Source organism: Marinomonas ushuaiensis DSM 15871 (assembly GCF_000521805.1).
Taxonomy (GTDB): domain Bacteria; phylum Pseudomonadota; class Gammaproteobacteria; order Pseudomonadales; family Marinomonadaceae; genus Marinomonas; species Marinomonas ushuaiensis.
The window spans coordinates 14,488-30,852 of the sequence record NZ_JAMB01000001.1 but is presented as its reverse complement, the minus strand read 5'-3'; the positions used below and the strand labels follow the sequence as shown (position 1 = coordinate 30,852).

General features: G+C 42.7%; 13 protein-coding genes and 1 tRNA gene. 9 read left to right on the top strand and 5 right to left on the bottom strand.

Going from position 1 to position 16,365, the window contains the following annotated elements; all coding sequences use genetic code 11:
- The first annotated feature begins 170 nt into the window (after window positions 1-170).
- The 4 genes from ftsY to rpoH all read left to right on the top strand — a co-directional run bounded on the left by ftsY (window position 171) and on the right by rpoH (window position 4,107).
- A complete protein-coding gene (gene ftsY, locus MUS1_RS00125; protein ID WP_036157396.1) occupies window positions 171-1,382 on the top strand; it encodes a signal recognition particle-docking protein FtsY in 1,212 nt (403 codons plus the stop codon).
- Between the two features lie 48 nt (window positions 1,383-1,430).
- Window positions 1,431-2,102, top strand: a complete 672-nt coding sequence (gene ftsE, locus MUS1_RS00120) for a cell division ATP-binding protein FtsE (RefSeq protein ID WP_036157394.1) — start codon at window positions 1,431-1,433, stop codon at window positions 2,100-2,102.
- Window positions 2,103-3,110: a permease-like cell division protein FtsX gene (gene ftsX, locus MUS1_RS00115; protein WP_036157389.1), complete on the top strand. Its 1,008-nt coding sequence runs from the start codon at window positions 2,103-2,105 to the stop codon at window positions 3,108-3,110. It abuts the gene before it with no gap.
- A 130-nt stretch (window positions 3,111-3,240) separates the two neighbouring features.
- Window positions 3,241-4,107 carry an RNA polymerase sigma factor RpoH gene (rpoH, locus tag MUS1_RS00110; RefSeq protein ID WP_036157385.1) on the top strand — a complete coding sequence of 289 codons (867 nt, stop codon included), beginning with the start codon at window positions 3,241-3,243 and terminating at the stop codon, window positions 4,105-4,107.
- A 96-nt stretch (window positions 4,108-4,203) separates the two neighbouring features.
- On the opposite strand, the gene MUS1_RS00105 is transcribed toward rpoH, so the two are convergent.
- From MUS1_RS00105 to metK, 5 genes are all read right to left on the bottom strand, one after another.
- Window positions 4,204-5,064, bottom strand: a complete 861-nt coding sequence (locus MUS1_RS00105) for an energy transducer TonB (protein WP_036157382.1) — start codon at window positions 5,062-5,064, stop codon at window positions 4,204-4,206.
- Window positions 5,065-5,070: 6 nt separating this feature from the next.
- Window positions 5,071-6,018, bottom strand: coding sequence for a glutathione synthase (gshB, locus tag MUS1_RS00100; protein WP_036157379.1), 948 nt, complete (start codon window positions 6,016-6,018; stop codon window positions 5,071-5,073).
- Window positions 6,019-6,305: 287 nt separating this feature from the next.
- Complete coding sequence (locus tag MUS1_RS00095; RefSeq protein WP_036157376.1) at window positions 6,306-7,805, bottom strand: TolC family outer membrane protein; 1,500 nt, start codon at window positions 7,803-7,805, stop codon at window positions 6,306-6,308.
- Between the two features lie 108 nt (window positions 7,806-7,913).
- Entirely contained in the window at window positions 7,914-8,648 is a 735-nt protein-coding gene (locus tag MUS1_RS00090; RefSeq protein ID WP_036157373.1) for a 16S rRNA (uracil(1498)-N(3))-methyltransferase, read from the bottom strand.
- A gap of 106 nt (window positions 8,649-8,754) precedes the next feature.
- Complete coding sequence (metK, locus tag MUS1_RS00085; protein WP_036157370.1) at window positions 8,755-9,918, bottom strand: methionine adenosyltransferase; 1,164 nt, start codon at window positions 9,916-9,918, stop codon at window positions 8,755-8,757.
- 365 nt (window positions 9,919-10,283) lie between these two features.
- On the opposite strand from metK, the gene tkt reads away from it, so the two are divergent.
- The 5 genes from tkt (at window position 10,284) to MUS1_RS00060 (ending at window position 16,202) form a co-directional block, all read left to right on the top strand.
- Complete coding sequence (gene tkt / locus MUS1_RS00080) at window positions 10,284-12,284, top strand: transketolase (protein ID WP_036157367.1); 2,001 nt, start codon at window positions 10,284-10,286, stop codon at window positions 12,282-12,284.
- 113 nt (window positions 12,285-12,397) lie between these two features.
- Window positions 12,398-13,417, top strand: a complete 1,020-nt coding sequence (locus MUS1_RS00075; protein WP_036157362.1) for a type I glyceraldehyde-3-phosphate dehydrogenase — start codon at window positions 12,398-12,400, stop codon at window positions 13,415-13,417.
- A 45-nt stretch (window positions 13,418-13,462) separates the two neighbouring features.
- On the top strand, window positions 13,463-14,626 hold the full coding sequence (locus tag MUS1_RS00070; RefSeq protein WP_036157359.1) for a phosphoglycerate kinase: 1,164 nt from the start codon (window positions 13,463-13,465) through the stop codon (window positions 14,624-14,626).
- A gap of 281 nt (window positions 14,627-14,907) precedes the next feature.
- Window positions 14,908-15,975, top strand: a complete 1,068-nt coding sequence (fba, locus tag MUS1_RS00065; protein ID WP_036157356.1) for a class II fructose-bisphosphate aldolase — start codon at window positions 14,908-14,910, stop codon at window positions 15,973-15,975.
- A gap of 142 nt (window positions 15,976-16,117) precedes the next feature.
- Window positions 16,118-16,202: transfer RNA gene (locus tag MUS1_RS00060), tRNA-Leu, on the top strand.
- Window positions 16,203-16,365 lie beyond the last annotated feature (163 nt).

Below are 16,365 nucleotides of genomic sequence, written 5' to 3'. Positions count from 1 at the left end.
GAACCTTGAATCCTAGTAAATTGGGTGTATGTTGCGCGAAACTAGGCCTGTTTGCTAATCAGAATGATGGTAAAATAATCATTTTTGAGTATCCATGTGTGTGGCGCTGGATTCAATCATAGCATTTCACTGATGTTTACTGCATCAGTCAAAATTAAGAGACCGATTTAATGGAATTTGTTAATCAGATTATTGCGTTTTTTACACCTTATTTAGGTGACTATGCTCGTTATATTCCTATCGCTATAGGAACGATTTTAGCGGTTATTGCCTTTGTTATTCGACGTCGTTTTGTTAATAAAATGAATGCTGATATTAAAGCCGCTAAGCGTAAAGATGCAGAAGCTTTAATGTCTAGCGAAGAATTTTCTAGCCAAAAAGAGACAGATTCAGGTGATGACGCGAATCAAACTACAGACGCTCAAGTATCAGAGATTGTCGTTGCCGAGCCTGAATCAACTTTGTCTTGGTCTGAGCGTGTGAAATCTGGTTTGTCTCGAACTCGAAGCGGTTTAGGGAATGGTTTATCGACGGTTCTTGGCGGCAGTAAAAAGGTAGATGACGACCTATTAGAAGAATTGGAAACACAATTATTAATGGCGGACGTTGGTATTGATGCAACGCAAACCTTAATGAGTAGTCTGACAGAGAGGCTTACTCGTAAAGAACTTAAAGACTCTTCTGCATTGTTGACTAGTTTGAAAGCAGACATGACAGATATTTTGAGCCAATCGCAAAAAGAACTTAATCCGACAAATAGCGACGGCCCTTTTGTTATTTTAATGGTGGGCGTCAATGGCGTGGGTAAAACAACCACCATTGGTAAGCTGGCGAAAAAATATCAGGCCGAAGGCAAAAGTGTTATGTTGGCGGCAGGTGATACATTTCGAGCGGCGGCTGTAGAACAACTACAAGTCTGGGGCGAACGTAATAATGTCCCTGTCGTTGCGCAGCACACTGGTGCCGATTCTGCGTCTGTTATTTATGATGCAATTGAGTCTGCTAAAGCCAAAGGTGTTGATATTGTCATTGCGGATACAGCGGGTCGTTTGCAAAATAAAGCGAACCTAATGAACGAATTATCAAAAGTTGTTCGAGTAATGAAAAAGCTCGATGTACATGCGCCACATGAAGTGATGCTGGTGCTTGATGCAGGTACGGGGCAAAATGCCATCAGTCAAGCTAAGCTCTTTTCCGAAGCGGTTGGTGTGAGTGGTGTTTCATTAACCAAACTGGATGGAACAGCAAAAGGCGGGATCATTTTTGCCATCGCGAAGCAGTTTGGATTACCGATACGTTACATAGGTGTGGGTGAGCAAGCAGAGGATTTACGACCTTTCGTCGCTCAAGAATTTGTTGATGCTTTGTTTGATAGTGAGTAAAAAATAACGAGGCGCTTCTTTTTTTCAATTTAACGTCAGTGGGTCAACGTGGAAATCGAATTTCAACGAGTTGGTAAAAAGTACGAGAGTGGACAAGAAGCTTTGTCGCAGGTGGATTTTCATTTGCAACAAGGTGAAATGGCGTTTCTTACTGGTCATTCTGGTGCGGGCAAAAGTACCTTAATGAAACTTATGATGATGATTGAGCGTCAGACCTCTGGACAGATTTTAGTAGATGGTGTGGATTTGCGTACGTTAAGTCGTCGTGCAATCCCGCAACATAGGCGTCGTGTTGGTGTGGTATTTCAAAACCACCAATTACTGTTTGATCGAAGTGTGTTTCATAATGTCGCTCTGCCACTTCAAGTAAGCGGTGCGGATTCAGAGCAAATTGCAAAGCGAGTTCGCGCGGCATTAGATAAAGTCGGTTTATTGGATAAAGAAAAATATAACCCAATGGCTCTGTCTGGTGGAGAGCAACAACGTGTGGGCATTGCTCGTGCAGTTGTGAATAAACCTCAATTATTATTAGCCGATGAGCCAACCGGTAATTTAGATCCTCGTTTGTCTGCTGAAATTATGAATTTATTTCAAGAATTCAATCGAGTCGGCGTGACGGTTTTAGTCGCAAGTCATGATTTGGCGTTGGTTGCTCGTATGCGCCATCGAGTGTTGACCTTGAATCAAGGTCGAATGGTAAATGATGGAGGGTTTGGCTAAATGGCACAGAAGCCGAATCAACGAGGTGCAACCAGACAATCCATAAAAGCGACCAAGCATAATTGGCCGACACGTACTGTGTTTAACCCAGGGAAATATTTCCGACAACATCAGGCTACTTTTATCGAGAGCTTTATGCGCTTGGTGAATTACCCATTGTCGAGTGTGATGACAGTGATGGTGATTGCGATTGCTTTGTCTTTGCCGGGTGGTCTGTATGTTCTATTAAAGAATGTACAATCAGTGACGGATCAATGGGAACAGCAGTCAGTCATTACTCTCTACCTTTTTTCAGACTTAGAAGATACTCAAGCGCTTGCCTTGTCACACCGTATTTCTGCGCAACCAGATGTGGCGTCAGTGGAATACATTTCGAAAGAAGAAGGCCTGCGATACTTTGAGAGTTCGAGCGGTTATGAACAGATTCTTTCGTCTTTACCTGAAAATCCTTTGCCTATTGTGTTGCGTGTTATTCCAAAAGAGGTTGTTGATATTGCGACTATATCGAATTTACAGGCATTACGAGATCAACTGGCGTCTCAAAAAGAAGTGGAACACGCAGAGTTAGATGCACAATGGTTACAGCGTCTTGCGAACATACTGAGTTTTGGGCAGCGTTTTGTGTATGCCTTGTCGGTTTTACTGGTCGTGGCGGTACTTTTAATTGTAGGTAATACCATTCGAATGTCGGTAGAAAGCCGTCGTGATGAAGTACTTGTAATGAAGCTAGTCGGTGCAACAGACAGCTACATTCGTCGACCATTTTTATACATGGGGTTTTGGTTTGGAGTGTTAGGTGGATTTTTTGCTAGCCTTTGTATTCTCTTACTTAGCTGGTGGGTAAGTGCGCCAGCAGAGAGATTGATTGAGTCCTATCAAAGTGGTTTCCAACTACAGACTTTTAATGCAGATGAGATCGTTTTGTGTTTAACTATTAGCGCGTTCGTTGGTGTGTTTGGGGCTTGGATTGCCGTTAACCGCCATATAGCAACGATAGAACTGCAGTGATTCATAAAGGGCTAGAATCAGTATTAAGGTAATAGCCATGATTTATTCACATTTATGCCACACACTTGCAGCGTTTACTTGGTAATATTTTTCCATATTAAATATGAACAACTAAGAAGGTGACACAGAGATGAGTAAAACTCTACAGCCTACAGACATGATGATTCCAGGCCAGAACCTAGAATCTTATATGCAAGCGATTGGTCGTATTCCTATTTTATCGGCCGACGAAGAAAAAGCATTGGCGGAACGTCTTTATTACAAAGAAGACTTAGAAGCAGCTCGAACATTGGTTATGTCGCATTTGAGATTTGTTGCTCATATTGCGAAAAGTTATTCCGGATATGGGTTGGCACAAGGTGACTTAATCCAAGAAGGTAATGTTGGCTTGATGAAAGCCGTGAAACGTTTTAACCCAGAAGTGGGTGTGCGTCTTGTTTCTTTTGCTGTGCATTGGATTAAAGCCGAGATTCATGAATTTATTTTAAAAAACTGGCGTATCGTGAAAGTTGCGACAACGAAAGCGCAACGTAAGATGTTTTTTAATTTACGTAGTGCGAAGAAAACCTTATCTTGGTTCAGTAATTCAGAAGTAGAATCTGTTGCCAGTGATTTAGGCGTGACGCCTGAAGTTGTTCGTCAAATGGAAGGGCGTTTAAGTTCTTCTGATATGGCGTTCGATGCGTCTGCAGATGACGATGATGAAAGTGCATTCCAAGCGCCATCGCAGTATCTTGAAGATCATCGTTCTGACCCAGCTACTCTACTTGAAAACGGTAATTGGACAGAAGATTCTAATCAACGCCTTGAAGTCGCTATGGCTGATCTTGACGAGCGTAGCCGTAATATTTTAGTTCAGCGGTGGTTGTCTGATGCGAAATCGACTTTGCATGAATTGGCCGATGAATATGGCGTTTCTGCAGAACGCATTCGTCAGCTTGAAAAGAACGCAATGAAGAAAATACGTCTTGCTATGGGTGACGGTCAATTCGATTGATGATGTTTTCATTGCGATAGTTGATAATCAAATTAGCTAAGACAAAAAAGCCCTCTGAGTGAGGGCTTTTTTGTGCTTAAAATTAACAGCCAACCGTTATTGACTGCGTAGCTGATTACCTGGAATAAAGCGCCATGTGCGAATAATCTCTAGTTTATCCACTTCTTTTTTAAGCTCACTTGGAAAGGTTTGAAAAGGTTCTGCTAAACGGACAATTCGCATGGCGGCATCATCAAGAATGCGAGTGCCAGAAGAGTGTAAAACCTCTATGTCATCAACATATCCATTAGGCGATAAAATCACAGCTAAGCGCAGTTCGCCATATACATGGTTACGCTTGGCTTCTTCTGGATAATGGATGTTACCGATTCGCTCGATTCTTCGTCGCCAATCATCAAGGTATTGAGCATCAATGGCGGCTTTAGCAGATACTGAGGTTAAACGACGGATTCTTGGGCGCTTAGCATAGGATTGGCGTTGTTGATCGAGAAGGGCTTCTAGCGTGGCTATGTCATTAGAAAGATGACTTGGGATTTGCGTTTCGCCGAGAAATTTTTCTTCAAGTGTTTTTGTTTCTTGTTCTGGTTCCTTGGCAACTTCGAAAACCGCTTCTTGGTCATTTGTTGCTAGCAAGCTAGGTTCATCGATAGGCTCTGCAGAAGCCAGCTGAGGCTGAACGGGTGGTGATATTTCTTGTATCTTGTCAGATAAAAAACGTGAGTTTTCTGTGGTGGTCAGTTTTTGTTTACGCAGTTCCGTTCCGCTGGCCTGTTGATTTGCCTGCGCAATAAAGTCAGCCTCAATAGGCGCTTTTGTCGTATGTTGAACTAGGGTTATTTCGAGCGTTTTTGGCTTTGGAGATGGAAGTGTAAAATCAAAGCCGACAGCCATCACCATTAGCACATGTAAGCTAATGGCGATGAAAAGCGCGACGGAAAATTTATCTATTGTTCGCATACTAAATTACTGAAGTCGCTTTTCTATGGCTTCTATCAGAATCATGGCAATGTTGAGACCAAACTGGTTATCCAGTTCTCGTACGCAAGTTGGGCTCGTTACATTGATTTCTGTAAGGTAATCTCCGATTACATCTAAGCCAACAAACATTAATCCTTTTTCTTTTAGTGATGGAATGACCTGATCGCAAATCCAACGGTCACGATCCGTTAATGGTCGTCCTTCGCCACGACCTCCAGCCGCTAAATTACCACGCGTTTCTCCAGATGCAGGGATTCGTGCTAGTGCAAAAGGTACGGGCTCACCATTGACGACTAAGATACGTTTATCGCCTTCTTTGATTTCTGGGATAAATTTTTGTGCCATTGTTTGTTCGGCGCCAAGTTTAGTGAGGGTTTCGATAATTACGCTGACGTTAGAGTCATCAGGCTTTAAGCGAAAAATAGAGGTGCCGCCCATGCCATCAAGAGGTTTGAAGATGACGTCACCGTGCTCTTTATGAAACGCTTTTAGCAAATCGGCTCTTCGTGTCACTAATACTGGTGGGCAGCATTGAGGGAATTGAGTCGCAAAAAGCTTTTCATTGCAGTCGCGTATACTTTTGGGATCATTTACGACAAGGGCGCCATCTCTTTCTGCTTGCTCGAGAATCATGGTGCTGTAGACAAATTCACTGTCAAACGGCGGATCTTTTCGCATTAAAATAACGTCCAAATCACCTAAAGGCGTTTTACTTTCTTCACCAAGATCGTAAAAATGTGCTGGGTCTTTATAGACATTCAGTGGACGAGACATAGCGTATGCTTTGCCATTGTCTAAAAATAAGTCCTTTTGCTCCATGTAGAATAATTGCCAGCCTTTTTCAGCGGCAGCCCATAACATGGCGAGAGAGGTGTCTTTTTTGTAGTTTATGGATGAAATTGGATCCATAACAATGCCGAGTTTGATAGTCATATGGTGTTTCCTAAAACGAAGCAGCGTTTTGTGCTTGAAAAATCTATTTAATAAATACTGATGCTATAGAAATATGGGCGCGCTGAGAAGGAAAAATACCTATCTTGTGCAGATACTTATGCTAGGAAATGTGAATTGGACATTGTAAGAGGGAAACTTAAATATTGAGTTGAGAGTTATCATTCGAAATACGAAGCTTTTAACAATTTGGCAAAAGATTAATTCATCGTTTTTATTGTGTTGTTACGATTAATCAATCTTTGCCTGAGAGAACCTAGAGTCGTTACTTACCAGCTACCAGAGTTTTCATTTGCTTCTAGGAATAGTTCACTTTCTAAATCACTTCCTGTGTTTTCAGGTATTGCTTGAACATCGGTATCAGTATTTAGCTGAGACGCTGCTTCCGCTTCTTGTAGTTCATTAATAGCGCTTTGCTTTTCTATTGAAGGTGCATTTTTTTCATCGTATGAGTCATTGAATCCAAGTAATTGAGGGCGATAAATACGGAATGCGCGCATCAACTCACCTTTTGCATTAAACAAACGAAACTCTGAAAAAAGCCCATCGTAGTCGGCATTAACGTAATCTTGGCGAGCTTGGAAAAGTTCGTTTTCACTATCGAGTAAGTCCAACAAGGTTCGACGGCCTAAGCGAAATTGTTTTTCATAAGCGAGTTGAGACTCTTTTGTCGCTATGACATATTGTTGAATGTGTTTTTTCTGACCTGTTGTGGCTTCATAGGCTGCCCATGCTAAGCGAGCAGTAAGTTCTGTATCTCTGATTGTATTACGACGAATTTCAGTTGCTTGGATGTTTTGCTGAACAGCGGCTTCTTTGTTGTTTTTATAAGAACCACCACTGTAGATATTGTAGTTCAGTCGTACCATGGCAAGAAGATCTTCACTAGACCCTTCATCACCGTCTATGTTGTTGTTCCATGTACGTTCTAGTACAAAGTTAACGGTTGGATACTTTTCCGCCTCTATTAATTTTGTACTGCTTTCTGTCGCAATAATGTCCCAGTAAGCGCCCTCAATCGCAGGGTTTTGTCTTAGAGAGTCGCTAATCGCGGTTTCTAAATCTGCTGGGAGTAAGTTGCGATCGGGTACTGGGTAAATAAGTTCTTCAGGAGGAAGTTCACCAACAATGTTTTTGTAGCTACTTTCAGCGTCAAGTAAATTGTTAATGGCTGCCAAATGGTTTGCGTGCGCTTTGGCAAGGCGGGCTGTAATTTGGCTTAGATCAGATTGGCGACCAATGCCTGAATCGCTTTTTAGTTTTATTTGCCCATAAAAACGCTGATGTGCTTCTAAATTCATCTCAGCAAGGGTGACAAGCTCCCGGTAACGCAAAATGTCAGCATAAACTTGAGCAACTTCTAGAGCAGTATTTTCTACAGAAATAAGTGCGCTCCAGCGGTCAGCCTCTGCTTCACTAAGCAATCTTTTCACTTCGTTTTCTGTTGAAAAGCCGCCAAAGATAGGCTGATTTAAAGCTAAGGTTAGCTCTCGACGAGTCAGGTCGACGTCTTGCGACGTTGAATTATAATCGTAGGTTGTTTCGTGACCTATTCCTGCGGAAAGGTCAATGCTTGGGTAATAGCCTGAACGGCGTGCTGCGTCAGCGCTTTCTTTAATTTCTCGATATAATGCAATGGCCTGCCTTACTTCCGGGCTGTTTTCTATTGCTGTATAAGTGGCTTCTTCTAGCGTTATTGCGTGTACGCTAGCCGATAAAAAAATAGCACTTATATAGCTTATGCAAGTTAAAGCGATTTTGTTAAGCATGTGATTATTTATCCTTAATTTTATACTAGTTTAATAATAAGCCCATTCTTAATCTGAATATGTAGTGATTCTGTTAGTCACTTATTATTTGATTTATCGTATGAAAATTTATGAAATGTCGCCCCATAAAGTATTAATGACACTTAATGCAACAACCGGAGCCGTCTCTGTTCTGAGGACTCGTGGACCAAGAGTAATAGCATTAAATCCTTTTTTTTCAGCGAGTTGCACTTCGTTCTCGGTGAGCCCACCTTCTGGACCTATCAGCAGACATATCTGATTACCGGAGGGGCGTGCAAAATTAGCAATAGGTTTTGCGCTATGGTGATGTAAGGTGAATTTTAACATTTCGTTACATTCTCCGACCCAATTATGCAATTCTTTCGGTGGATGGACTATAGGTATAATGCCTCTTCCGCATTGTTCTGCAGCGCTAATGGCGATTTGTTGCCAATGTTGTAAGCGTTTTTCAACTCTATCATTTTGCAGCTTCACTTCACACCGTTCGCTGAATAGCGGTTGTATCGCATAAACACCCGCTTCCACGGCTTTTTGGATCGCGTAGTCCATACGCTCACCGCGGGACAGAGTTTGCCCTATAGTAACTTGAATGGGCGATTCATTATTAAGAGGTTCGCATTGAGTAATGGAAATGTTTGCTGAGCGTTTTTCTACATCACATAAGGTTGCGTGAAATTGACCACCTTTACCGTTAAATACTCGAAGAGGGTGATCAGACCTTAGACGCAGTACTTTACATAGATGCTGAAACGTGGAATCAGGTAAGGCAATGACAGTATTTTCATTAAGTTCAGTGTCGATAAAAACTCGTGGGATACGCATACCTTGTCCTGTGTTTGAAAAATAGAAATGAAAAAGCCTTCTTTAGCTCTTACATTCTATTAAAAAAGTAAGGCAAAAGAAGGCTTTATATCTGAAAACTAGGAAATTATAAACCAGCGGCTTTGCGCAAGGCGTCAACTTTGTCTGTTCTTTCCCAAGTAAAGTTTTCACCTTCACGACCAAAGTGACCATATGCGGCGGTTGGTAAGTAAATTGGACGCTTCAGATCCAACATTTTAATAAGGCCTGCTGGGCGCAATTCAAAGTGCTCACGAACAAGCTGGCTTATGACTGCATCACTTACTTTGCCTGTGCCAAACGTATTGATACTGATAGACGTTGGCTCAGCCACACCGATCGCGTAGGAAATTTGGATCTCACATTTGTCCGCTAAACCGGCTGCAACAATGTTCTTCGCGACATAGCGACCTGCGTAAGCAGCAGAACGGTCTACCTTTGATGGATCTTTACCAGAGAAGGCGCCGCCACCGTGACGAGCCATACCACCGTAAGTATCAACGATGATTTTACGGCCAGTTAAACCACAGTCTCCAACAGGTCCGCCAATGATGAACTGCCCTGTTGGGTTGATGAAGTATTTGGTTTCTTTTGATAACCATTCTGCAGGAAGAACAGGCTTGATGATTTCTTCCATTACAGCTTCACGAAGATCTGCTTGTTTTACGGCCGCGCTGTGTTGTGTTGATAAAACGACAGCATCAATTGCGCATGGCTTTCCGTTTTCATCATAGCGGAAAGTGACTTGGCTTTTTGCATCCGGGCGAAGAAAACCAAGTGTGCCATTTTTACGAACTTCGGCTTGGCGTTGCACTAGGCGATGAGCGTAAGTAATAGGTGCAGGCATTAATACATCGGTTTCGTTAGTCGCAAAACCAAACATCAAACCTTGGTCGCCGGCACCAAGCTCTTTTTCGTTGGCTTCGTCAACACCCACTGCGATGTCTGCAGATTGTTTGCCGATGGCATTCATAACGGCGCAGGATTCCCAGTCGAAGCCCATGTCTGAACTGTTGTAGCCAATTTCACGAATCACACCGCGAGCAATTTCTTCAATATCGACCCAAGCGTTTGTACGAACTTCACCTGCAACCAGAACCATGCCTGTTTTGACCATGGTTTCACAAGCAACTCGTGCTTCTGGGTCTTCTGCAAGGATCGCATCAAGAATGGCGTCAGAGACTTGGTCTGCAATTTTATCTGGATGGCCTTCTGAAACAGATTCAGAAGTAAATAAAGAATATTCGGACATAAGGAGTGTTCCTCTTTAGCTGAGTTAGTCGCTAAACAGGCATAAAAAAACCTGTTTTGCATAAAAATGCTAAACAGGTTCTTGCGCATCTGTTTAGCTGAGTTTATATAGCGCCCGCAAGCCGAGACAAATCGACGCTGTTAAGTGGCGAATGATGAACTAGAGCGGGTTAAATATCAACCAGAGATGTGGATTTTAATGAGGCAAAAGGCGGTTTTTTTGTTACGATGGTGCAGATTTTATGTCATTTCATTTTCTTTGCTCATTGTTTGGGCATAACGGTGGTGCCAGCATTGCATGGTGGCTCTATCCTGTAGAGAATGTTCTTTCTATTTGTTCGTTAAGCCATCAGGAGTGGAATAACCATGCCGTCTCGTAAACAACTTGCTAACGCCATACGCGCATTGAGTATGGATGCCGTACAAAAAGCTAACTCAGGACACCCAGGCGCACCAATGGGTATGGCGGATATCGCTGAAGTGCTATGGAATGATTTCCTTAAGCACAATCCAAAGAATTCAAAATGGGTAGATCGCGACCGTTTTGTTTTGTCAAACGGTCATGGCTCTATGCTTATCTATTCTTTGTTGCATCTGTCTGGTTATAAACTGCCAATCGAAGAAATAAAGCAATTCCGTCAACTGCACTCTAAAACACCAGGCCACCCAGAGTATGGTTATACCGATGGCGTTGAAACAACAACAGGCCCTCTAGGTGCAGGTATCAGTAATGCGGTCGGTATGGCGATTGCTGAAAAAACATTGGCCGCACAGTTTAACCGTGAAGGCCATGACGTTGTTGATCACAATACTTATTGCTTCCTTGGTGATGGTTGTTTGATGGAAGGTATTTCCCATGAAGCCTGTTCATTAGCTGGGACATTGGGTCTTGGTAAATTGGTTGCGTTCTGGGATGACAACGGTATTTCTATCGATGGTCATGTTGAAGGCTGGTTTACTGACGACACACCTAAGCGTTTTGAATCTTACGGTTGGCATGTGATCGCTGACGTTGATGGTCATGATCCAGTGGCGATTAAAGCGGCAATCGAAGCAGCAAAAGCAGAAACAAACAAACCAACATTAATTTGCTGTAAAACGATTATTGGTTTTGGTTCGCCAAATAAATCTGGCAGCCACGATTGTCACGGTGCTCCATTGGGTGATGCAGAAATCGCAGCCGCTCGTGAATTCCTTGAGTGGCCACATGCACCTTTCGAAATTCCTGCTGATATTTATGCTGGTTGGGATGCTAAAGATAATGGTGCAACTCGCGAAGTTGAGTGGGATGCGAAATTCAAAGCTTATCAAGCCGCTTTCCCAGAATTGGCTGCAGAATTTGAACGTCGAGTGGTAAAAGGCGAACTACCTGCTGATTTTGAAGCGAAAGCTCAAGCTTTCATCCAAGAGAGCCAAGACAAAGGCGAAAATATAGCCAGCCGTAAAGCATCACAAAATGCGATTGGTGTATTTGGTGCTATGTTGCCAGAATTATTGGGTGGCTCTGCCGACTTAGCCGGTTCTAACCTGACGTTATGGTCTGGCTCAAAAGGTATTCAAGAAGATCCTGCTGGTAACTACATTTACTACGGTGTTCGTGAGTTTGGCATGAGTGGTATTATGAATGGCGTGTCTTTGCATGGTGGTTTCATCAACTACGGTGCGACCTTCATGATGTTTATGGAATACGCGCGTAATGCAGTTCGTATGTCCGCTCTAATGGGAATACAGAACATTTTCGTATATACCCATGATTCTATTGGTCAAGGCGAAGACGGCCCGACGCATCAACCAGTTGAGCAATTAGCTAACTTACGTATGACGCCGAATATGGTTGTATGGCGTCCATGCGATGCAGCGGAAAGTGCGGTTGCTTGGAAATCAGCAGTAGAGCGTCGTGACGGTCCAACATCGTTGATTTTCTCTCGTCAAGGTTTGCCTGCACAAGCACGTAGTGCTGAGCAATTAGCCAATGTGACGAAAGGTGGTTACGTTCTTCAGGATTGCCCTGGCACACCAGATCTTATTTTGTTGGCAACGGGTTCCGAAGTTGGTTTGGCTATGGCGTCAGCAGAAGCATTAACTGCTAAGGGCAAAAATGTTCGTGTGGTTTCTATGCCATCGACCAATGTCTTTGACGCTCAAGATGCAGCGTATAAAGAATCGGTATTGCCAAGCTCTGTTACTAAGCGTGTCGCGATAGAAGCAGCACATGCAGATTACTGGTATAAATATGTAGGCTTTAATGGCGCTATGGTTGCCATGACAACCTTTGGTGAATCTGCTCCTGGCGGTGATTTACTAAAACATTTTGGCTTTACGGTCGAGAATGTTGTTGAGACAGCTGATAAAGTTTTAGCCATTTAAGATAAATGGTCAATAAGAAAAAGAGGCGGTATTTTGTACGCCTCTTTTTCCTTTTTGAAAAGTGAAATGAAAAGCGATGTTGTCGGTTTTCGTTGCGATGAAGTAGTAGGTCTATGTTGCGAGTCGCTATTAATGGTTATGGTCGAATAGGGCGTTCGGTATTAAGAGCACTTTATGAAAACGGCTACCGCGACCACATTCAAGTGGTGGCAATCAATGAGTTGTCTGATATTGAGACAATCAGTTATCTAACGCGCTATGACACAACGCATGGTCGCTTTCCTAAGCCTGTATTGACAAAAGGTAATACTCTTCTGATTGGCGATGATGTGGTTACTTGTTTTTCTTGTGCTAAACCTGAAGGGCTAGAGTGGTCATCTCTTGATATAGATATGGTATTTGAGTGTTCTGGAAGCTTTTCTGATCGAGAGGGTGCTCAGGCCTATTTGAATGCGGGTGTGCCTAGGATTTTACTTTCTCAACCTGCTGCATCGGATGTTGATGCGACGATTGTATATGGTTTTAATCACGAAGAAATACAGTTGAGCCATGATATTGTTTCTGCTGCCTCTTGCACGACAAATTGCCTGATTCCAGTTTTGGATATTATTAAGCAATTTGCTGGCGTGGCACATGGCGCCACTCAAACCATCCATTCTGCGATGAATGATCAGCCTGTTATTGATGGTTATCACACAAAAGATTTGCGTTTAACTCGCGCTGCGTTGAGTTCAATCATTCCTGTGGATACTGGTTTGGCAAGAGGTATCACGCGTATGATGCCTGAGCTTGACGGGAAAATGGGTTGTAATGCAGTTCGAGTTCCTACTTTAAATGTCTCTGTTATCGATTTGGTTTTGCGTACAGAGCAAGACGTGACAGTAGAGCAAATAAACGCACAGCTAGAGCTTGCTGCTAACACAAAATATCTTGGTTTAATGGGGTTTACCAAAGAAGCACATGCTTCGGTTGATTTCAATCATGACCCGCGCTCTGTCATTATTGATAGTACGCAAACGCAAGTGATAGATAAGCGCATGGTTAAACTACTTTGCTGGTTTGATAATGAATGGGGTTACGCTAATCGCATGTTGGACGTGGCTAAGTATTGGGCCAATGTGATTAAATGCTAGTATTTGTATTACAATATAAAAAATTAAATGACGAGGACATCGTACATGACTGTAATTAAGATGAAAGATGTGGATTTGGCAAATAAGCGCGTATTAATTCGTGAAGATTTAAATGTGCCATTGAAAGACGGTAAGATCACAAGTGATGTACGTATTCGCGCAGCATTACCAACCATCAAACTGGCTTTAGCGGCTGGTGCAAAAGTGATGGTAATGTCTCATCTTGGCCGTCCAACAGAAGGTCAATACGAGGAAGAATATTCACTTCAGCCAGTGGCAACACATCTGTCTAGTTTGTTGGGTCAAGATGTTCCTTTGGTAAAAGACTGGTTAGACGGTGTTGATGTTGAAGCGGGTCAGCTTGTTTTGGTTGAGAATGTGCGTTTCAACATCGGCGAAAAGAAAGACGACGAAGCCTTGTCTCAAAAAATGGCCGCTTTGTGTGATGTGTATGTGATGGATGCCTTTGGTACCGCACACCGTGCACACGCTTCGACTCATGGTGTAGCAAAATTCGCACCTGTTGCTTGTGCTGGCCCGTTGTTATCAGCAGAGCTAGAGGCATTAGGTAAAGCGCTTGATAATCCGGCTCGTCCTTTGGTCGCTGTTGTTGGTGGTTCAAAAGTATCGACAAAACTAACGGTTCTAGAGTCTTTGTCTAAGCTGTGTGATCAACTGATTGTTGGTGGCGGCATTTCAAATACCTTTGTTGCGGCTCGTGGTTACAATGTAGGCAAGTCTTTGTATGAGAAAGATTTAATTCCACAAGCACAAAAACTGATGGCGGATTTAGATATTCCAGAAGTTACTGATGTGCGCGTGGGAACGGAATTTTCGGATACAGCCGTTGCAACGATTAAACCTGTTGATCAGGTAGCAGACCATGAAGAGATCATGGATTTAGGTCCAGATTCTGCTCAAGCGCTTGCTGATATTTTAAAGAATGCGAAAACCATTTTATGGAATGGTCCATGTGGCGTTTTTGAATTTGATAATTTTTCTAAAGGAACAGAGGTCGTCGCTCAAGCTATTGCTGATAGTGATGCGTTCTCTGTTGCTGGTGGTGGTGATACCTTGGCTGCAATTGATAAGTACGGTTTAGCAGACAAAATCTCTTATATTTCGACTGGCGGCGGTGCTTTTTTAGAGTTTGTTGAAGGAAAAGTGCTTCCAGCTGTTGCGATGTTAGAGTCACGCGCGCAAAATTAGTATCAAAGAATGACAAAAGATCATTTAAAATTATAAAGGCGTAAAGCCTACTTCGCTGGCATCGCTTAATTTTAAAAAGATATTAAGCGATGCTCGGTGATCATCACACTAGAGAGTGACCTATTCGGCGTTAAGATCGAATATGACAATAACAATAAGGCGTAAGCCTCATGATGTGCTGTGAAGCGATGTCGTGAATAAATAATCGGAGCGTTAGCTAAACACCCTAACTTTATCCGTTATAAATACAATATAAGACCAATTGTCAGAGGAAACCTTGTATGCCTTTAATTAGTATGCGTCAACTGCTAGATCATGCTGCCGAGCACAGTTATGGTTTACCAGCCTTCAATGTTAATAACATGGAACAGGTTAAGGCCATCATGGAGGCCGCTCACGAAGTAAATTCACCTGTAATCATGCAAGCATCAGCGGGAGCGCGTCAGTATGCAGGCTCCCATTTTCTACGTCATTTGATTGCAGCCGCTATTGAGGATTACCCTCATATCCCTGTTGTAATGCATCAGGATCACGGCACATCACCTGCGATTTGTCAGCGTTCTATTCAATTGGGCTTTTCATCTGTGATGATGGATGGTTCTTTGCAAGCCGATGGTAAGACACCAGCAAGCTATGATTACAATGTTGATGTGACTCGCCGTACGGTTGAGTTCGCACACGCTTGTGGCGTATCTGTAGAAGGTGAGTTGGGCGTTTTAGGCTCGCTAGAAACTGGCGAAGCTGGTGAAGAAGATGGTGTGGGCGCTGAAGGTGTTTTGACGATGGATCAAATGCTGACCGATCCTAAAGAGGCGGTAGATTTTGTTAATGCGACAGGTATTGATGCGTTGGCGGTTGCCATAGGTACAAGTCATGGCGCATATAAGTTTACTCGACCACCTACTGGCGACATTCTTGATATCGAACGTATTGCCAAAATTGTTGAATTACTACCTAACACACATATTGTATTGCATGGCTCTTCTTCTGTGCCGCAAGACTGGTTAGAAATTATTAATGAGTTTGGTGGTGAAATTCCAGAAACCTACGGTGTGCCTGTTGACGAAATTGTGAAGGCAATTCGTTATGGTGTGCGTAAGGTAAACATTGATACAGATTTACGTTTGGCTGCAACAGGTGCGATTCGTCGTAGCTTGGCTGAGCACAAAGGTAACTTTGATCCACGTAAGTACTTAACCGAGAGTATTAAGGCGATGAAAGCGGTTTGTATTGATCGTTATGAAGCGTTTGGATCTGCGGGTCAGGCTTCTCGCATTCATACTATGGATCTGGAAGAAATGGCTGTGCGTTATGAGCGTGGTGAGTACAACAATGGGCGTACTTTTTAAAAAGTATCGTTGAATTTGTTGAAGCGTTTTATGGATTAGGTGAGAAAGTGGGTAAATGACAGTGTTTTTAAGTTTTTTTGAAGATTTTTCAAAAAAACTATTGACCGTAAAATTCATTTACCTATAATGCTCGCCATTCCTTGCGGGAGTGGTGGAATTGGTAGACACGCTGGATTTAGGTTCCAGTGCTTCACGGCGTGAGAGTTCGAGTCTCTCCTTCCGCACCAAATTTAAAAAAAGCTGACTTTATGTCGGCTTTTTTTATGTCTTATTTCTGCTTTAGTCATATCAAAATCTCTGTTTTATTTTCCAATTGTCCTTTCATTTTTGTACTTACCTGTATTTTCTAGTTTCTGTAGTCACGAAAGTTCGTTAATTTGGTTAGAATGA